Here is a 17,441-nt window from a genome sequence, read left to right as displayed (position 1 = left end):
CGGGCCTGCACTCAGGCCGGCTGGGGAAAGATGCCCATGAACTTGCTGAGGATCTGCAGCATCACCTCGTCGGCGCCGCCGCCGATCGAGGTCAGCCGGCCGTCGCGGAAGATGCGCGAGATCGGGCTCTCGTCCATGAAGCCCATGCCGCCCCAGAACTGCAGGCAGCTGTCGGCCACCTCGCGGATCACGCGGCCGGCCTTGAGCTTGGCCATGGTGGCGGTGCGGGTCGCGTCCTGGCCGGCCGTGACCTCGGCCACGCCCTGCCAGCAGATCGCGCGCAGACAGGCGACCTCGGTCTGCAGCTCGGCCAGCCGGTAGTGCACCCACTGGTTGTCGAGCACCGAGCGGCCGAAGGCCTGGCGGTCGCGGGTGTAGCCGATGGTGGTGTCGATCGCGCGCTGCGCCATGCCGGCGTTGTTGAGCGCGCCCCACAGCCGCTCGACCTGGAACTGCTCCATCTGGTAGATGAAGCCCATGCCCTCCTCGCCGATGCGATAACGCTGCGGCACCCGCACGTCGTCGAAATGCAGCTGGGCGGTGTCGGACGCATGCATGCCCATCTTGCGCAGCTTGCGCGCGACCGTCACGCCCTGGGTCTTCATCGGCACGATGATCAGCGACTTGTTGCGGTGCGCCGCGCCGTCCGAGGTGTTGGCCAGCACGCAGCAGAAGTCGGCCTGCGTGCCGTTGGTGGTCCACATCTTGCCGCCGTTGATGACGTAGTCGGCGCCGTCCTTGCGCGCGGTGGTCTTGATCGAGGCCACGTCGGAGCCGCTGCCGACCTCCGAGACGCCGAGGCAGGCCACGTACTCGCCGGTGATCGCGGGCGCCAGGAACTCGTCGCGCAGTTCCCTGCTGCCGCGATGCGCCAGCGCCGGCGTCGCCATGTCGGTCTGCACGCCGATGGCCATCGGGATGCCGCCGCAGTTCATGCGCGCGAGGCCTTCGGCCAGCACCGCGCCGTACGAATAGTCGAGCCCCGAGCCGCCGTTCTCGACCGGCTTGGTCAGGCCCAGCAGGCCGAGTTCGCCGAGGCGGCCGAAGACCTGGTGCGCCGGAAAGATCTCGTCGCGCTCCCATTCGTCGACATGGGGATTGACCTCGGTGTCGATGAAGCGGTTCAGCGTGTCGCGCAGAGCCTCGTGTTCGGGTGTCAGCTGCATGCCGTGAACCTCAGGGACGAGCTACGGAGAACTGCATCTTCTGCGGCTCGCGCAGCTCGGCGTCGCGGCAGATCGACAGCACCTTCGAGAGTACCGCGCGGGTGTCGCGCGGATCGATCACGCCGTCGTCGAGCAGCCGCGCGCTGGTGGTGAACACGCTCATCTGGCTGTCGAAGCGCTCGATGATGCGGCGCTCCATCTCGTCGAGCTTGGCCTGGTCGACCTCGCCCTTTCGCTTCATCGCTGCCTCGGTGACGATGACCATGGTCTTGGCGGCCTGCTCGCCGCCCATCACTGCAGTCTTGGCGTTGGGCCACGAGAAGCAGAAGCGCGGATGAAAGCCACGGCCGCACATGCCGTAGTTGCCGGCGCCGAAGGAGGCGCCGCAATAGATCGTGATCTGCGGCACGGTGGCGTTGGTCACGGCCTGGATCATCTTGGAGCCGTGCTTGATCATGCCGGCCTCCTCGTGGTCGCGCCCAACCATGAAGCCGGTGGTGTTGTTGAGGTAGAGGATCGGCGTCTTCGACTGGCAGCAGGCCTGGATGAAGTGCGTCGCCTTGGTGGCGCCGGCCGTGTCGATCGGCCCGTTGTTGGTGACGATGCCCAGCGGCAGGCCCTCGATCTTGATGTGGCCGACCACGGTGGCGCCGCCGTAGTTCTCGCCGAACTCCAGGAACTCGGAGTCGTCGGCGATGCGGGCGATGACCTGCTTCATGTCGACCGGGCGCTTGTGGTCCATCGGCATGATGCCGAGCAGTTCCTCGGCGTCGTGGCGCGGCGGCTTGAAGCGGCGCGGCGGCTCCGCGGGCAGGTCGCGGTTCCAGTCGATGTTGGCCATGATCTCGCGGGCGATCCGGATCGCGTCGCGGTCGTCCTCGGCCAGGTAGTCGCCGAGGCCCGAGATCGAGGTGTGCATCACGGCGCCGCCCAGCTCCTCTTCGGTGGCGATCTCGCCGGTCGCGGCCTTGAGCAGCGGCGGGCCCGCCAGGAAGGCCCTCGAGCGGCCCCGCACCATGACGATGTAGTCAGAGAGACCGGTCTGGTAGGCCCCGCCCGCGGTCGACGAGCCGTGCGTCACCGTGAGCACTGGCAGGCCAGCGGCCGAGATGCGCGCGAGGTTGCGGAACAGGTTGCCGCCGGTCACGAACTCCTCGACCTTGTAGGTCATGAGGTTGGCGCCCGCGCTCTCGACCAGTTGGATGTAGGGCAGCTTGTTCTCGAGCGCCAGTTCCTGCATGCGCAGCTGCTTGGGGATGCCCATCGGCTGCAACGCACCGGCATCGATACCCGAGTCGGAGGCGTTGACCATGACCCGCACGCCCGAGACCCAGCCGATGCCGCCGATCACGCCGCCGCCCGGCACGCTCTTCTCGAGGTCGGGGTTGTCCAGGCCGAGGCCGGCCAGCGACGAGATCTCGAGAAAGGGCGTGCCCGGGTCGAGCAGCAGCGACAAGCGCTCGCGCGGCAGCAGTTGGCCGCGCTTCTCGAAGCGCTCGCGCGACTTGGCCGAGGTGGCGACGCTGCGCCGCTCGCAGGCGTGCACGCGCTCGATCAGCGCAAGCATGCCGTCGCGGTTGGCCTTGAAGGCTTCGCTGCCGGGGGAGATGGTCGATTCGATGGTTGCCATGTGCGCTTTGCCCGCCGCGCTGGAGCGGGTCGATGGTGTGTATGTCCGGCAAGCTTAGGCATCGGCCACCACGCGGTCTTGCGCAAACTCGCTGCGCTGGAAACCCGGGAGGACGCCGCGGCGGGACTTTCAGCGCCTGGACGCAAGCGTTTCGCGCCCCCGCCCGCTAGCCTTGGCTCGCATCCACCGCCGGCCCGGCACCGCATCCCATGTCCATCCTCCCCCACCCCTCCGACCAGGGCGCCGCCCGCCTCCCGGTGCGCGGCAGCGCCGATCTGCTGGCACGCGAGGCCGTCCCGCTCGACGAGCGCTTCGCCGGCATCGATTCCACCCTGGACGTGTTCCGGCTCGCCGCGGCCGCCTGGCCCGATCGCCCGGCGCTGAGCTTCGTGCCGGACGGCAGTGCGGAGGCCGAGCCCGTCGACATCAGCTACGCGCAGCTGCACGAGCGCATCGTGCGCACCGCCAACCACCTGGCCTCGCTGGGCTTGCAGCGCGACGACTGCGTCGCCTACCTGCTGCCGAACCTGGCCGAGGCGCACTACTGCATCTGGGGCGCCCAGGCGGTCTGCCGGGTGGCGGCCGTCAATCACTTCCTGGAGCCGGCCCAGATCGCCGACCTGCTGAAGGCGATGGATGCCAAGGTGGTGATCACCGCCTCGGCCGCCGAATCGCCGGAACTGTGGGCGAAGATCGCGCCGGTTTTGGCCGCCCTGCCCGGCCTGCGCGAGACCCTGGTGGTCGGTGCCGCAGATCCGGCCGCGCTGCCACCCGGCGTCCACCGTTTCGACGACGCCCTGGCCACCCAGCCCGTCGAGCCGACCTTCACGCCGCCGCACGCCCCGGAGGCCCTCGCCGCCTGCTTCCACACCGGCGGCACCACCGGCACGCCGAAGATCGCGCAGCTCTCGCACCGTGCCCTGGTGGTCAACAGCTGGATGCTGGGCGAGATGTTCGACATCCGGCCCAGCGACGTGATCGTCTGCGGCCTGCCGCTGTTCCACGTCAACGGCGTGGTCGTCACCGGCCTCGCACCCTTCATGCACGGGGCGCGCGTGCTGCTCGCGGGCGGCGACGGCTTTCGCAATCCGAAGCTGATCGCAGGCTTCTGGCGGTTGGTCGAGCGCTACCGCGTCACCACCTTCTCGGGCGTGCCGACGGTGTACGCGGCGCTGCTCAACGTGCCGATCGCAGGCGCCGACGTGTCGTCGCTGCGCTTTGGCATCTGCGGCGCGGCACCGATGCCGGTCGAGATGTTCCGGCGCTTCGAGCAGGCCACCGGCATCCGCCTGCTCGAGGGCTTCGGCATGACCGAGACCACCGCCTGCGCCTCGGTGAACCCGCGCGACGGCGAACGCCGCGTCGGCTCGATCGGCCTCCCGGTGCCCTACGGCCGCATGAAGACCGTGATCCTCGACGAGCGCGGCAGCTGTCTTCGCGATGCCGAAACCGACGAGATCGGCGTGGTCGCGATCCAGGGGCCGCACCTGACGCCCGGCTACCGCGACCCGCGGCACGACGCCGGCCTGTGGCTGCCGGGCGGCTGGCTCAACTCGGGCGACCTCGGGCGGCGCGATGCCGACGGCTACTTCTGGCTGGTCGGCCGCGCCAAGGACCTGATCATCCGCGGTGGCCACAACATCGACCCTTCGATGATCGAGGAAGCGCTGGCGAAGCATCCCGAGGTCGAGCTGGTGGCCGCGGTCGGCCGCCCCGATGCCTATGCCGGCGAGCTGCCCGTGGCCTACGTCAAGCTGCGCCAGGGCGCGCGCGCTGACGCGGAAGAACTCAAGGCCTTCGCCAAGGCCCACGTCACCGAACGCGCCGCCGCGCCGAACTGGGTCGAGTGCATCGACACCATGCCGGTCACCGCGGTCGGCAAGATCTTCAAACCCACGCTGCGCAAGCACGCCATCGCGCGCACCCTGCGCGAGCTGTTCGCCGCCGGCGACCTGCAGCACGCCGGCATCGAGGTGCGCGACGACCGCACGCACGGCGTCGTCGCCGTGGTGGCGGTGGCCGACGAGGCCGCCCGCGCCCGCGTGGCCGAACTCAGCGCCGGACTCGCGCTGCAGGTGCAGAGCACCGTCGCGATCCGCTGATCCTTCATTCACCAGGAGACGACACGCATGATTTCGAGAAGAAGATTCAGCCAGGCGACCGCGGCCGGCCTGCTGCTGCCCGCCACGGGTGTCGCGCTCGCCCAGACCGGCGACATCAAGGTGGCGTTGATCGTCGCCAAGACCGGCCCCTTCGAGGCCTATGCCAAGCAGGACGAACTGGGCTTTCGCATGGGGCTGGAGTACCTCACGGGCGGCAGCATGGCGATCGATGGCCGCAAGGTGCAGATCATCGTCAAGGACGACCAGTTGCGGCCCGACCTGTCGAAGGCGCTGCTGGCCGAGGCCTATGCCGACGACAAGGTCGATATCGCGGTCGGCGCCGGCGGCTCGTCGGGCACGGTGGCGGCGCTGCCGATCGCCGAGGAGTACAAGAAGATCCTGATCGTCGAGCCGTCTGCGGCCGACTCGATCACCGGCGACAAGTGGAACCGCTACGTGTTCCGCGTCGCGCGCACCACCAGCCTCGACGCCACGGCCTCGGTGTCGGCCTTCGGCGGGCCGGTGACCGTGGCCTTCCTGGCGCAGGACAACGTGTTCGGCCGCGACAACGTCACGGCCTACAAGGAAGCCTTCGCCCGGCTCAACCCGCAGGCGAAGATGGGCCACGAGGAGTTCGTGCCGCAGGGCACCACCGACTTCACCGCACCGTTCCAGCGCGTTGCCGATTCGCTCAAGGGCACGAGCGGCCGCAAGGTGCTGGTGATCCCATGGGGCGGCGAGCACCCGATCCGCAAGCTGGCCGGCATGAACCCCGAGCGTTTCGGCATCGAGCTGTCCCCCGGTGGCTCGCTGTTGAGCGTGATGCAGACCTGGCGCGAGTTCGAGGGCCTTGAGGGCGGCACCTACTACCACTACAAGTTCCCGCGCAACAAGGCCAACGACTGGCTCGTGACCGAGCACATGAAGCGCTACAAGATGCCGCCGGACTTCTTCGTCTGCGGTGGCTTCTCGGCCGCCAGCGCGGTCGTGACCGCGATCCGCAAGGCGCGCTCGACCGATACCGAGAAACTGATCGCGGCGATGGAGGGCATGGACTTCGAGACGCCGAAGGGCACCATGACCTTTCGCCGGGAAGACCATCAGGCCATGATGCCGATGTACCACTTCAAGATGAAGAAGCGGGCGCAGCAGAGCGACGAGTGGGACATCCTCGAACTGGTGCGCGAGATCCCGGCGTCGGAGATCAAGCTGCCGATACGCAACAAGCGCACAGGGTAACCGGCCTCGCGTACGGTGCGCGTCGGCGGCCCCCTTCGAGGCGCCGCTGGGGCCGCTGCGACGCCGATCAGTTCGATCTCGCACCTAGCGAGATCGGCTCGATGCTGCTGGTCATCAACGACGCGTTTGGYGAGCGTGCGCAGAAGGTCGACTCGGCCATCAAGTCGGTGCTCCAGGCTTGCGGACCGCCCGAGCGGACTCTGGGTCCGCGAACTCCCGGCTGAGCCGGTTGGCCCGGAGACTCACCCGCAGTTTCGGGATCAGCGCCGCAGGGCCATACGACCGCTTGCTGCGACGAAACCCCGCCATCCCCATGTCCTGCTCGAAATTGAGCCAGGCCACCGGGCGCGCGAAACTGCGGCAGAAGTGCTGGAACATGTACGGGTAGATGCCGACATGGCTGTCCAGCCCCTTGGCGAAGCGCATCGCGAACACGCCGGGCTGCAGTTCCTGCGCCAGCACGAAGCCCAGCGGCTGCTCGCCCGCGAAATGAACGAAGCCTTCGAGGCCGAAGGCCGCCGCGTCGGCGATGGCGTCGAGGCAGGCGGACTCGTCGGCCTCGCCCCGTGCCTTGCTCTTTTGTTCCATCCATTCCCGCAGCACCTGCCGCGCGGCATCGCTCGTGTCGGCGCTGAACGGCAGGCCGTGCGGCGTGCAGGTGGCCAGCAACTGGCGCACCTGATTGCGCTTCTTCGCCAGCGTCCGGCCGGGATACCCGGCGAACTGCCGGGCGTCGAAGAGGTAGTCCGCATCGTCGGGCGAACTCCACTGGCGAAACTCCGCTGGCGGGAGCCTTGCGGCCTGGGCCTGCGGAATCGGGTACAGGCAGTCGTGGCCTTCGAGCAACTGGCGCAGCACATCGAGCGGCGCGTCGTGCACCGTGAACAGCGGCATCAGGTGCCGCGCGCCGTCGTAGGCGCGACCCGAGATGCAGGGCCAGTCGCCGGGCAGGTAACGGTAGTCATGCACCTCCCGAAAAAGATAGAGATTCGAGAAGGCATGGTCCGACAGGCACTGCTCGGCGCTTCCTTCACGCAGCCTGGACAGTGCATCTTCGATCGGCCGCCGCAGCGCCAGCGTGAGCGGCAACCCGCTCATGCAGCCGCGCGGGCCACCTGGCGCACGCCCGGCGCAGGCGCATCGGCCGGCGGCCCGGCGAAGCACTGCGCGATCGATAGCCACTCGCGGGCCGAGCCGTTGCTGTAACGCAGCCTGGTGTCGGCCAGGTTGCGCCGCTGCGTCACGAGCAGGCAGAAATCGATCGCGCTGCCGAGCACGAATTCGGGCGAGGCGGGATCGCCCCAGTGCCAGGTGTCGTCCCCGGGCGCATCGAGCGAGATGAACGGGACCACCGCCGGCACCGGCAGCCTGCGGTTGACGAAAGTCCAGCCAAAGGTGGTGACGCCGATGTGGGCGATGTGCTTGAGCCGCGGCGTGCCGGCGCGCTCGCGGCCGACCACGTCCCACACGTCCTGCCCGTGCGCCCAGGTCTCCATGAGCCGCGCCGACGCGAACGAGCGCGCGCTCATGCTCGGCCCGTACCACGGCAGCCGCGCCTTGGGGTCGAGCGCGGCCAGCAGGTCGGCGAGCCGCGTCGCGATCGGCTCCCAGTGCGCGAGCAGACCGGCGCCGTCGAGGTGGCCGTACTTCTCGCGTGCGATCGCGCTGATCTCGCGGCCGGTGGCCAGCACCGCGGTCAATGCCGCGGTGTCGCGCGCAAAGGCCTCGGCGTCGGTGGCGGAGAGTGTCGCGGTCTGGTCGAAGTAGCAGAGGTGGGCGACCTCGTCCCAGGGCGTCCAGCCGTAGAAATCGCTCTTCAGGCGCCATTGAGCGGGCGTGAGGCTGCGGCAGATCTCGGCGAGTTCGCGGTACTCGGCGCGCAGGTCGTCGGCGGTGTCTTTCATCGTGAATCCTCGTGCTGCACTTCAAAGGCCCAGCTGCCGCGCCGCGAGATCCTTCATGACTTCCTCCGAGCCGCCGCCGATCATCATGACCTTGACCTCGCGGTAGATGCGCTCGCTCTGCGTGCCACGCATGTAGCCCATGCCGCCGAGCAGCTGCACCGCCTGGTCGGCGCAGAACTGCATCGCCTGCGTGGCCTGCACCTTGGCCAGGCAGACGCGCGCCACCAGCCGCGCCGGATCGGCCAGCTTGTGCTCGATGCGGTAGGCCAGGTCGTACACCAGCGTGCGCGAGGCGTCGATGCGCAGCGTCATGTCCATCAGCTTGTGCCGCACCACCTGGCGCTCCGACAGCGGCATGCCGAAGGAGATGCGCTGGCGGGTCCAGTCGACCGCCTCCTTCAGGCAGACCTCGGCGAAGCCGCAGGCCAGTGCCGACATGAACAGGCGCTCGGTGTTGAAGTTGTTCATGAAGGTCTTGAAGCCCTTGTTCTCGACGCCGACCAGGTTGGCGACCGGCACCCGGCAGTTGTCGAAGCGCAGGTGCGCGGTGTCGGAACTCCACCAGCCCATCTTCTTGAGCGCGGTGCGTTCGAGGCCCGGCGTGTCGCCATCGATCAGCAGCACCGAGATGCCGCCCGCGCCCTTGATCGCCGGATCGGTGCGCACCGCCGTGGTGATGAAGTCGGCCCGCATGCCCGAGGTGATGAAGGTCTTCTCGCCGTTGACGACGTAGTGGTCGCCGTCGCGCACCGCGGTGGTCTTGAGCGCGGCGACGTCGGAGCCGCCCGAGGGCTCGGTGACCGCCAGCGCGGCGATCTTCTCGCCAGCCAGCACCGGCGGGATCACGCGCTGCTTGAGTTCCTCGCTGCCGGCATGGAGGATCGGCGGCAGCGCGATGCTGTGCGAATTCAGCGAGGCCTGGAGACCGCCCCCGCCGCAGCGCGCGAATTCCTCGGCCACGATGAGCTGGAAGAACACGTCGGCCGGCGTTCCGCCATAGGCCTCCGGATAGCCCAGACCCTGCACGCCGAGCGAAGCCGCCCGCGCATAGAGCTCGCGCGGGAAGGTTTCGGCCTCGTCCCATTCGGCGACGAAGGGCGTGATCTCGCGCGAGATGAACTCGCGCAGGCTGGCGCGGAACTGCTCGTGCTCGGGCGTGAAATAGAAGGGCAGCGGCGGCGCCTCGAGAAATTCCATGGGTATCTCCTGTCTGGTCCGAGGCTAGCGACGCAGGATGCCCAGGTCTTGCGCCGACTGGCTGCTTCGCAGCAAGGCAAAATCAACGGCTCTCCCGTATCTACCGTGGCCCGCTGCCCCTGCGGCCCTTCCGAAATGAGCTTTCAATCACGCGCTGCCCGCATGTTCGGCGCGCGCACGCTGCTGCTGTGCTGCGGCCTGTCCGGCATCATGGTCGGCCCGGCCCATGCCGACCCTGTCCAAGGCCCGAGCTGGGGAGCGATCGCGTCCAGGGACGGGTGGTACGGCTACTCGTTCAACCACCGTTCCCGCAGCGCCGCGGAAGCCGCGGCACGCGCCCAATGCGATCGCGCGGCGGGGCGCTCGGGCACCTGTGTCGTCCGCGGATCCTTCGATCGCTCCTGCGGCGCGCTCGCGACCGGAAACTATGGCGAATGGGGCACGGCCAGCGCCGCTTCGGCGGACGCTGCGGGCAAGGCGGCTGCCGGACAGTGCGACAGTCACCTGCCCACCCAGCCTTGCAAGGTGGTCGTCAGCGTCTGCTCGCCGCCCTGAGCGCCATCGGGCAAGCCCGGATTCAGGCAGCAGCGATCGACAACGGCCTGCGCTTGGGCAGAATGCGGACGCTACCGTCGCCACACAGCCCGAGGAGTGAATGCATGTCGACTGCACTGCGCAACATGGTCGTGGCCGGGATGAGCGCCATCGTGATGGGCGGCGCCTTGGCCCAGGTCGAACGGCGTCCGGTGGAGCCCGCGAGCGCGGCGGAGCCGGTGTTCACGCGTGCGCGCGTCAGGTCATTCCACGAGGAGCCCGGCGGCAAGTTCTATGTCCGCTTGAAGCTGCTGCCCAGGGCCAAGATTCCGTTTTCGACGCAGACCTTCAGGGTGACGGACCGCGCGTTGCTGACTGGCATTCAGGAGGGCGCGTGGGTCAAGTTCACGTCCAGGCACATCGACGGCGAGAACACGGTGACATCGATCCAGGCCGTTGCGGAGTGCGTCCGCTTTCAGCAGTGCGACTGACGTTCCTGCGCTTTCGCATCGCCCGACCGTTGGAGCCCGCGGTTGCGACGTCGGCGCACCTTGGCGCTCAATCCGCGATGCTGGAGCCTTCCGGCACGTCGTCGGCTCCCGCCCGGTACCAGCGCGGGTAGAACAACGCCACCTGCGGCCCGTCGGACGCCAGCGCATGGCAGCCGTCGAGCTGGAAGGGCTTCTGCGTCTCGGACACCGCGAGGTCCGCGCCGACCAGCGTCTGGAGCACGCCGGTGCTCAGGGTGCGCAACAGCTCCGACATGTGGGTGCAGCCGCGCAGGCCGCCGAACAGGCGCGCCGCGGCCCGGTTGAAGCCCGGGCCCACGCGCAGTCCGATCAGTGCCGCATAGTCGGGGGCGATCGCGCCGCAGACCTCGTCGAACGGCGCCGCATCGGTGGCGGCCGCCACATCGACGATCAGTGCAGTGTCATCGACCGTGAGCCGCAGCCACATCGAGTGGATCGGCGCGCCGCCACGCCGCTCGCCACCGGGAAAACGGAAGTCGTGGTTTCGGATGTCCTCCAGATGGCCTTCGACGTCCCAGAGGCCGTCGGCACGGCGAAAGCCGCGGATCGTGATGGTGCGGCCGTGCACCTCGGTGCGTTCGGCGGAAGATGGTGGCAATGGCATGGCAGTAGCGTCAATGATGCCATCAGCGGGCCATCCGCATCTTGCGCGCAACGGCCGGGCCCCGACAGCGAGTTCGCGCAAGCCTTGCGCGGGGCGGATCGCTAATCTCCTTTTTCTCGTTGACATCCCGCCGATACAGAGGAGCGAACCGCCATGACCACCCCCCCGCCCGCACAGAAAGCCGTCCGCATCGGAGGCGCCTCGGGCTTCTGGGGCGACAGCATGGTGGCCGCTCCGCAGCTCGTGAAGCTCGGCCGGCTCGACTACCTGGTGTTCGATTTCCTGGCCGAGACCACGATGGCGATCCTGGCCTCGGCGCGCGCCAAGAAGCCGGAGATGGGCTACGCCACCGACTTCGTCGACATCGCGATGAAGCCGGTGCTGGCCGAGGTCAAGCGCCAGGGCATCAAGGTGGTGAGCAATGCCGGCGGCATCAATCCGCACGGCTGCGCCGCCGCGCTRCAGGCGCTGGCCCAGGCCGAAGGCGTGGCCCTGCGCATCGCCGTGGTCGAGGGCGACGATGTCAGCGCGCAGATGCCGGCGTTGCGCGACCAAGGCACGCGCGACATGTTCACCGGCGAGGCGCTGCCCGAGAAGGTGCTGAGCGCCAATGCCTACCTGGGGGCGCTGCCGATCGCCGCCGCGCTGGCGGCCGGCGCCGACGTGGTGATCACCGGGCGCTGCGTCGACAGCGCGGTCACGCTCGGGCCGCTGATGCACGCGTTCGGCTGGAAGCGCGACGACTACGATTTGCTGGCCTCGGGCAGCCTGGCGGGCCACATCATCGAGTGCGGCTGCCAGGCCACCGGCGGCCTGCACACCGACTGGGAAGAGATCCCCGACTGGGCCCACATGGGCTACCCGATCGTCGAATGCCATGCCGACGGAAGCTTCGTCGTCACCAAGCCCGAGGGCACCGGCGGCAAGGTGATCCGCGCCAACGTGGCCGAGCAGCTGCTCTACGAGATCGGCGATCCGGGCGCCTACCTCTTGCCTGACGTGGGCTGCGACTTCCGCGAAGTCGTGATCGAACAGGTCGGCCCCGACCGCGTGCGCGTGGGCCCGGCGCGCGGGCGGGCGCCCTCCCCGAGCTACAAGGTCTCGGCGACGCAACTCGACGGCTTCCGCTGCGCCGGCAGCATGGTCTTCATCGGCATCGACGCCGAGAAGAAGGCGGTGCGCACCGCCGAGGCGATCATCGAGCGCACCGGCGAGATCCTGCAGCAGATGGGCCTGCCGCCCTTCACCTCGACCTGCATCGAAGTGATCGGCTCCGAGTGGCTCTACGGCCCGCACGCGCGCACGCGACAGGTGCGCGAAGTGACGATGCGCGTGGTCGCCAACCATCCACAGAAGGCGGCGCTCGCGATGTTCGCGCGCGAGATCGCGCCCTCGGGGACCTCGTGGGCGCCCGGCACCACCAGCCCGGGTGGCGGCCGGCCCGCGGTGTCGCCGCTGATCAAGCCCTTCGCGTTCACGCTGGACAAGGCGAAGGTGCCGGTGGCCTTCGTGCTGGACGGCGAGCGCCATCCGGTCGAGATCCCGGTGAGCGCCGAGGGCGCGCCGGCGACGCCGAGCGCCGAGCCGCCGGCCTTCGCCGGGGGCGACGGCGAGCAGGTCGAGGTCCGCCTGATCGATCTTGCCTGGGCGCGCAGCGGCGACAAGGGCAACCTGTCGAACATCGGCCTGATCGCGCGCCGCCCGGAATGGCTGCCGCTGCTGTGGGCGCGAGTGACGCCCGACTTCGTCGGCGACTACTTCGCGCACCTGGTGCACGGCCGGGTCGAGCGCTTCCACCTGCCCGGCACGGCGTCGATGAACCTGCTGCTGCACGACGCGCTCGACGGCGGCGGGCCGTCGTCGATGCGCATGGACCCGCTGGGCAAGGGCATGGCGCAGATGCTGCTCGATGCGACGGTGCGAGTGCCGCGCAGTGTGGCCGTGGCGGCGGGGCGGCGCGACTGACCGCGCCCCGACCAGCTTGCAGTGCCTGCGTCCGACATCGCCCCCGGGACGCCGAGGGATCAACGGGAGGCCGGGCGAGACATTCCTCACGCTTCGACCCGGTTTCGTGAACCGTGAAGGCGCCTCTCGGATCACTTTTCAGCCACGCTTAAGGATCGACGAAGAGACTGGTCTCAAGGCAAGGGAACAGTCCCGAGCCCGACCGAAAAGGATCCAACGCCATGAAGCCGTCCGCCGCCCCCGCGCCCCTCACGCCAGCGCAGATCAAGTTCGTGCTCGAGCTGCTCGAGATGCGCCAGCTGGCGCCGAAGGAGACCGCCGCGATGTTCAACCGGTCGACCCAGGTCGGCACCTTCACCGAAGCCCAGCAAGAGGCCCTCGAGATCCTCTTCTCGCTCGAGGAAGACGAGATCCCCGACGCCCTCTTCGATTTCGCCGATGACGACGCCCGCGACATCGTTCGCGATGGGCTGGTGCACGAAGCACGGCTCAGCTTCGTACGCGCCTGAGAACGGCAACGCCGGGCGTCGAGCGCGCTCGACGCCCGGCACTCGGGTGCCCATGGGGGAGCACCCGTCCGGGCAGCGCACATCGGTTCAGTCGTGCAGCAGATCCTCCATCAGCTCGCGAACGATCGCCAGCGCGGGCGCGGGCGTGCGCCGGCGCAGGGTGACCAGGCCGAAGCGGGCGGTGCGTTCCATCGGCGGCGTCATCTTCAGCTCGACCAGGTCGGGCGCGGCCGCGCGAATCGCCAGCAGCACGGCGTCGCTGCGGCGCGCCACCTCGACCAGGCTCGCGACCTCCTCGCACTGCAGCGTCACGCACTGCGCCGGATGCGCCTCGGGGCCGTAGGTTTCGATCAGGCTGCGGGCCACCTCGTCGCTCAGCGGCGTCGAGGCGATCGGGTAGCGCTGAACGGCCGCGAAGCTCACGCCGCCACGGCTGCGTGCCAGCGGGTGGCCGCGCCGGCACATGAAGACGCCACGCATCTCGCGCAGCATGCCGACTTCGAGATCGGCGCCGGGCGCCAGCGAACGCGCATCGAGCACCAGCGCATCGAGCGTGCGCGCCCGCAAGGCCTGCGTGAGCATCTCCGTGCCGCCGCGCGCCACCGCCACGCGCACCTTTGGATGGTGGGTCGCCATGTGCATCAGCAGCGGCGTCATCAGCATGGCGCCCGGGCCCGAGCCCATGCCGATGCGCAGGGCTCCGCCCTGCCCCGCGCGCATCTGCCGGCCGCTGTCGCGCAGTTCGCCGGCTTCGAACACCAGCTGTCGCGCGCGCTCCGCCACATCGCGGCCGAAGGGCGTCAGCTCGCTGCGGCGCCCGACCCGATCGAACAGCGGCATGCCGAGCTCGTCCTCGAGCGCGCGGATGCTGCGGCTGAACGCCGGCTGCGTGATGCACATCGCCTGCGCCGACTTGCTGAAGGACCCGCTCTCGGCCAGCGCGATCAGGTGCCTGAGCTGAACCAGCGTCACGCGGGAGTCCCCGAAGATCCATGCATTGAAGTAATCGTTTAGCGGACAACAATGCATTGGATGTTCTCATGCGGCGCTCCTACGATGCAAGCGCGTCCCCGCCCACAGCCCATCGCCAGGAGCCCCATGAAGACCTTCTTCCAACGTTCGATCGCCGGCCTGCTGCTGCTGGCCGCCGGCGCCGCGTTCGCCCAGACCTACCCGAGCAAGCCCGTGAACCTGATGGTGCCGTACCCCGCCGGCGGACCCTCGGACGCGGCGGCGCGCATCTTCACGATGCCGCTGGGCAAGGAGCTCGGCCAGCAAGTGATCGTCGAGAACCTCGGCGGCGTCGCCGGCGCGCTGGCGGCGCAGAAGGTGCTGGCGGCGCCCGCCGACGGCTACTACTTGTTCCAGGGCTCGCCCAACGAGGTGATCCTCGCGCCGCTGGCCAACGCCGCGGTGAAGCTCAAGGCCGAGGATTTCCGGCTGGTCCATCCGGTGACCGATGCGGTGATGGTGGTGGTGGCCCGCAAGGAACTGCCCGCCAACAACGTCGACGAACTCATCGCGCTGGCGCGCAAGTCGGACGACAAGCCGCTGACCTACGGCAGCGTGGGCATCGGTTCGCTCTACCACCTGATCCTCGAGGATGTCCAGAAACGCACCGGCATCCAGCTGATCCATGCGCCGTACAAGGGCAACGCGCCGCTCTTGACCGACCTCGGCGGCGGCCAGGTCGACTTCGCGGTGCTGGTCTACAGCGCCGGTATGGGCGCGATGGCCGACCAGGGTCGCCTCAAGGTGATCGGCCAGCTCGGCGCGCAGCGCTCGGAGCTGCTGAAGAACGTGCCCACGGTCAGCGAAGGCAAGGAGCTGAAGGACTTCGCGTTCCAGATCTGGAGCGGCTTCATGGTGCCGAAGAACACGCCCGAAGACGTCGTGCAGCGCCTGCACAAGGCGATCGGCGCGACCTTGAAGGACCCCGGCGTGCGCTCGCAGCTGGCGGCCCAGACCCAGCTGGCGGCACCGCCGATGACGCTGGCCGAATCGGCGAAGTTCTACGAGAACGAGACGGCGCGCTATCGTGCGATCGCCAAGTCGATCAACCTGCAACCGCAATAGGAACAAGGACAGGGACACCATGAGCGCACTCCTCGACCAACTGCACCGGCAATCGGATGAATTCATCGGCCTGCGGCGCGACATCCACCACCACCCCGAACTCGCCTTCGACGAGCACCGCACCTCGGCCCTGGTGGCCGAGAAGCTGCAGGCCTGGGGCTACGAGGTCGAGCGCGGCCTCGGCGGCACCGGCGTGGTGGGCCGGCTGGTGCGCGGCGATGGCCAGCGCCGGCTCGGCCTGCGCGCCGACATGGACGCGCTGCCGATCGACGAGGCCACCGGCCTGGACTACGCCAGCGGCAACGCCGGCGTGATGCACGCCTGCGGCCACGACGGCCACACGGCGATGCTGCTGGCGGCGGCACGCCACCTGGCCGAACGGGGCCGCTTCTCGGGCACGCTGAACCTGATCTTCCAGCCCGCCGAGGAAGGCGGCGGCGGCGCGGTCAGGATGATGGACGACGGGCTGTTCGAGAAGTACCCGTGCGACGCGATCTTCGCGATGCACAACATGCCCGGCATACCGCAGGGCCGCCTGGTGCTGCGCGAGGGCCCGACCATGGCCTCGTCCGACTACGCCACGGTCACCCTGACCGGCGTCGGCGGCCACGGCGCCATGCCGCACCGCGCCGCCGACCCGGTCGTGGCCGCGGCCAGCATCGTGATGGCGCTGCAGACCGTGGTGTCGCGCAACATCGACCCGCTGCAGATGGCGGTGGTCACGATCGGCGCGCTGCATGCCGGCAAGGCCAACAACGTGATTCCGCAACAGGCGACGCTGGAGATCAGCCTTCGCGCGCTTGACCGCGAGGTGCGCGCCACGCTCGAGCGGCGCGTGAAGGCGCTGATCGCGGCGCAGGCCGAGAGCTTCGGCGTCACGGCACGCGTCGACTGGCGGCCCGGCTACGCGGTGCTGGTCAACACGCCCGACGAAACCGCCTTCGCGCGCGAGGTGGCGCTCGAACTGGTCGGCGCCGACCGCGTCACGCTGCAGGGGCCGGCAGTGCCGGGCAGCGAGGACTTCGCCTTCATGCTCGAACGGCTGCCGGGCAGCTACCTGTTCATCGGCAACGGCGACGGCGACAGTGCCGGCGCCTGCATGGTGCACAACCCGGGCTACGACTTCAACGACGACAACGTGGCGATCGGCTCGGCCTACTGGGCGCTGCTGACGGAACGCTTCCTGCCCGCCTGAGGAGCACGCGCCGGTACAATGGCGGCCTTCCCGGTCCCGCCCATGCCGCACATTTCGCACGCCCACAGCCGCAACCATGCCCCGCATGGCGCAGCGGCGCGCGCGTGCACGGCCTGCGGTTCGACCGCCCTGCTTTCCCACGCCGTGCGGGGAAAGCAGGAAGCCACCACTTCCTGATCTCCCCCGCACGGCCGCCTGCACTTCCTGCGCCGCGAAGGCTTCGCGGCGTTCACCTTTGCACGCCCGGGAAACGTCATGGAACTCACCAAGAATTTCGTCAAGGCCAAGCGCCCCTGCGCTGACGGCTACCGCTGGTTCATCCGCCACGGACAAGACAACACGGACTACCAGCATCTGCTCGATGCGCTGGTCGCGGACGCCCGCATCGACGACGCCTGCTGGCTGCTGACGCAGTTCGGCCCGACCGACGCCGTGCTGGCTCTCGACGCCCTCGAGGCCGACGCGATCGTCTTCGCGGGCTCGCTGCAGGTGCGCACCGGCATCGATGTCGGGGGCATCGTGCGCGCCGGCCGCATGATCCGCGCCGCTGGCGGCATCCGTGCCGGCGGTGCGATCGTTGCCGGCGAGGACCTCGAGTCCGGCGCCGGCATCTTCGGCGGCGCGGCGCTCGAAGCCGGCGGCCACATCAAGGCCGCCTGGGGTGTCGAGGCCGAAGGTGCAATCCGATGCGACGGCAACCTGCGCGCCGGCTGGGACCTGCGCGGGGCCGACGCGATCGAGATCGCGGGCAGCGCGTGGGTCGGCCAGGACCTGGTCGCGCAGGGCGCCC

The 17,441-nt window shown here is 69.2% G+C and carries 15 protein-coding genes and 1 pseudogene; 9 read left to right on the top strand and 7 right to left on the bottom strand.

Annotation, left to right across the window (positions count from 1 at the left end):
- Positions 1-11: 11 nt before the first annotated feature.
- Both AC1D2K_RS02765 and AC1D2K_RS02760 read right to left on the bottom strand, forming a co-directional pair.
- The gene (locus AC1D2K_RS02765) at positions 12-1,166 is read right to left on the bottom strand and encodes an acyl-CoA dehydrogenase family protein (RefSeq protein WP_478086138.1); all 1,155 of its coding nucleotides are present in this window, start codon (positions 1,164-1,166) and stop codon (positions 12-14) included.
- A gap of 10 nt (positions 1,167-1,176) precedes the next feature.
- Complete coding sequence (locus AC1D2K_RS02760) at positions 1,177-2,796, bottom strand: acyl-CoA carboxylase subunit beta (RefSeq protein WP_478086137.1); 1,620 nt, start codon at positions 2,794-2,796, stop codon at positions 1,177-1,179.
- A 209-nt stretch (positions 2,797-3,005) separates the two neighbouring features.
- On the opposite strand from AC1D2K_RS02760, the gene AC1D2K_RS02755 reads away from it, so the two are divergent.
- Both AC1D2K_RS02755 and AC1D2K_RS02750 read left to right on the top strand, forming a co-directional pair.
- On the top strand, positions 3,006-4,898 hold the full coding sequence (locus tag AC1D2K_RS02755) for an acyl-CoA synthetase (protein ID WP_478086136.1): 1,893 nt from the start codon (positions 3,006-3,008) through the stop codon (positions 4,896-4,898).
- A gap of 27 nt (positions 4,899-4,925) precedes the next feature.
- Positions 4,926-6,137 (top strand): substrate-binding domain-containing protein, encoded by a 1,212-nt coding sequence (locus tag AC1D2K_RS02750; RefSeq protein ID WP_478086135.1) that lies wholly within the window; start codon positions 4,926-4,928, stop codon positions 6,135-6,137.
- A gap of 159 nt (positions 6,138-6,296) precedes the next feature.
- On the opposite strand, the gene AC1D2K_RS02745 is transcribed toward AC1D2K_RS02750, so the two are convergent.
- From AC1D2K_RS02745 to AC1D2K_RS02735, 3 genes are read right to left on the bottom strand one after another with little or no spacing between them, the layout of a single operon-like run.
- The gene (locus tag AC1D2K_RS02745) at positions 6,297-7,235 is read right to left on the bottom strand and encodes a phosphatidylglycerol lysyltransferase domain-containing protein (RefSeq protein WP_478086133.1); all 939 of its coding nucleotides are present in this window, start codon (positions 7,233-7,235) and stop codon (positions 6,297-6,299) included.
- Positions 7,232-8,041 carry a TIGR03084 family metal-binding protein gene (locus AC1D2K_RS02740; protein ID WP_478086131.1) on the bottom strand — a complete coding sequence of 270 codons (810 nt, stop codon included), beginning with the start codon at positions 8,039-8,041 and terminating at the stop codon, positions 7,232-7,234. Before AC1D2K_RS02740 ends, AC1D2K_RS02745 begins: the two co-directional genes overlap by 4 nt.
- A 21-nt stretch (positions 8,042-8,062) precedes the next feature.
- Positions 8,063-9,238: an acyl-CoA dehydrogenase family protein gene (locus AC1D2K_RS02735; RefSeq protein WP_478086130.1), complete on the bottom strand. Its 1,176-nt coding sequence runs from the start codon at positions 9,236-9,238 to the stop codon at positions 8,063-8,065.
- A 135-nt stretch (positions 9,239-9,373) separates the two neighbouring features.
- Between AC1D2K_RS02735 and AC1D2K_RS02730 the strand changes: the two genes are divergently transcribed.
- Together AC1D2K_RS02730 and AC1D2K_RS02725 are read left to right on the top strand one after the other, a co-directional pair.
- The gene (locus AC1D2K_RS02730) at positions 9,374-9,793 is read left to right on the top strand and encodes a DUF4189 domain-containing protein (RefSeq protein ID WP_478086128.1); all 420 of its coding nucleotides are present in this window, start codon (positions 9,374-9,376) and stop codon (positions 9,791-9,793) included.
- Positions 9,794-9,897: 104 nt separating this feature from the next.
- Positions 9,898-10,263, top strand: coding sequence for a copper-binding protein (locus AC1D2K_RS02725; RefSeq protein WP_478086126.1), 366 nt, complete (start codon positions 9,898-9,900; stop codon positions 10,261-10,263).
- Between the two features lie 67 nt (positions 10,264-10,330).
- Here the strand turns inward: AC1D2K_RS02725 and AC1D2K_RS02720 are convergent, their stop codons facing one another.
- A complete protein-coding gene (locus tag AC1D2K_RS02720; protein ID WP_478086125.1) occupies positions 10,331-10,906 on the bottom strand; it encodes a DUF2889 domain-containing protein in 576 nt (191 codons plus the stop codon).
- A 153-nt stretch (positions 10,907-11,059) separates the two neighbouring features.
- Between AC1D2K_RS02720 and AC1D2K_RS02715 the strand changes: the two genes are divergently transcribed.
- Both AC1D2K_RS02715 and AC1D2K_RS02710 read left to right on the top strand, forming a co-directional pair.
- Positions 11,060-12,871 (top strand): acyclic terpene utilization AtuA family protein, encoded by a 1,812-nt coding sequence (locus AC1D2K_RS02715; protein WP_478086123.1) that lies wholly within the window; start codon positions 11,060-11,062, stop codon positions 12,869-12,871.
- 221 nt (positions 12,872-13,092) lie between these two features.
- Complete coding sequence (locus tag AC1D2K_RS02710; RefSeq protein ID WP_478086121.1) at positions 13,093-13,380, top strand: hypothetical protein; 288 nt, start codon at positions 13,093-13,095, stop codon at positions 13,378-13,380.
- A gap of 87 nt (positions 13,381-13,467) precedes the next feature.
- On the opposite strand, the gene AC1D2K_RS02705 is transcribed toward AC1D2K_RS02710, so the two are convergent.
- Positions 13,468-14,352, bottom strand: a complete 885-nt coding sequence (locus AC1D2K_RS02705; protein WP_478086119.1) for a LysR family transcriptional regulator — start codon at positions 14,350-14,352, stop codon at positions 13,468-13,470.
- A gap of 126 nt (positions 14,353-14,478) precedes the next feature.
- On the opposite strand from AC1D2K_RS02705, the gene AC1D2K_RS02700 reads away from it, so the two are divergent.
- The 3 genes and pseudogenes from AC1D2K_RS02700 to AC1D2K_RS02690 all read left to right on the top strand — a co-directional run.
- Positions 14,479-15,456 carry a tripartite tricarboxylate transporter substrate binding protein gene (locus tag AC1D2K_RS02700; RefSeq protein ID WP_478086117.1) on the top strand — a complete coding sequence of 326 codons (978 nt, stop codon included), beginning with the start codon at positions 14,479-14,481 and terminating at the stop codon, positions 15,454-15,456.
- 19 nt (positions 15,457-15,475) lie between these two features.
- The gene (locus tag AC1D2K_RS02695) at positions 15,476-16,651 is read left to right on the top strand and encodes a M20 aminoacylase family protein (protein WP_478086115.1); all 1,176 of its coding nucleotides are present in this window, start codon (positions 15,476-15,478) and stop codon (positions 16,649-16,651) included.
- 255 nt (positions 16,652-16,906) lie between these two features.
- Positions 16,907-17,441: pseudogene (locus AC1D2K_RS02690) on the top strand (hypothetical protein); the annotation flags it as partial.

This window comes from Variovorax sp. P1_H12_2 (assembly GCF_056405335.1).
This window is presented reverse-complemented; position numbering and strand designations above follow the sequence as displayed.

Bases quoted from the DNA above. Each gene is read 5' to 3' on its own strand.
- AC1D2K_RS02725 (WP_478086126.1), top strand. From the start codon at position 9,898: ATGTCGACTGCACTGCGCAACATGGTCGTGGCCGGGATGAGCGCCATC.
- AC1D2K_RS02735 (WP_478086130.1), bottom strand. From the start codon at position 9,238: ATGGAATTTCTCGAGGCGCCGCCGCTGCCCTTCTATTTCACGCCCGAG.
- AC1D2K_RS02700 (WP_478086117.1), top strand. From the start codon at position 14,479: ATGAAGACCTTCTTCCAACGTTCGATCGCCGGCCTGCTGCTGCTGGCC.
- AC1D2K_RS02740 (WP_478086131.1), bottom strand. From the start codon at position 8,041: ATGAAAGACACCGCCGACGACCTGCGCGCCGAGTACCGCGAACTCGCC.
- AC1D2K_RS02760 (WP_478086137.1), bottom strand. From the start codon at position 2,796: ATGGCAACCATCGAATCGACCATCTCCCCCGGCAGCGAAGCCTTCAAG.
- AC1D2K_RS02720 (WP_478086125.1), bottom strand. From the start codon at position 10,906: ATGCCATTGCCACCATCTTCCGCCGAACGCACCGAGGTGCACGGCCGC.
- AC1D2K_RS02765 (WP_478086138.1), bottom strand. From the start codon at position 1,166: ATGCAGCTGACACCCGAACACGAGGCTCTGCGCGACACGCTGAACCGC.
- AC1D2K_RS02750 (WP_478086135.1), top strand. From the start codon at position 4,926: ATGATTTCGAGAAGAAGATTCAGCCAGGCGACCGCGGCCGGCCTGCTG.
- AC1D2K_RS02755 (WP_478086136.1), top strand. From the start codon at position 3,006: ATGTCCATCCTCCCCCACCCCTCCGACCAGGGCGCCGCCCGCCTCCCG.
- AC1D2K_RS02710 (WP_478086121.1), top strand. From the start codon at position 13,093: ATGAAGCCGTCCGCCGCCCCCGCGCCCCTCACGCCAGCGCAGATCAAG.
- AC1D2K_RS02745 (WP_478086133.1), bottom strand. From the start codon at position 7,235: ATGAGCGGGTTGCCGCTCACGCTGGCGCTGCGGCGGCCGATCGAAGAT.
- AC1D2K_RS02730 (WP_478086128.1), top strand. From the start codon at position 9,374: ATGAGCTTTCAATCACGCGCTGCCCGCATGTTCGGCGCGCGCACGCTG.
- AC1D2K_RS02695 (WP_478086115.1), top strand. From the start codon at position 15,476: ATGAGCGCACTCCTCGACCAACTGCACCGGCAATCGGATGAATTCATC.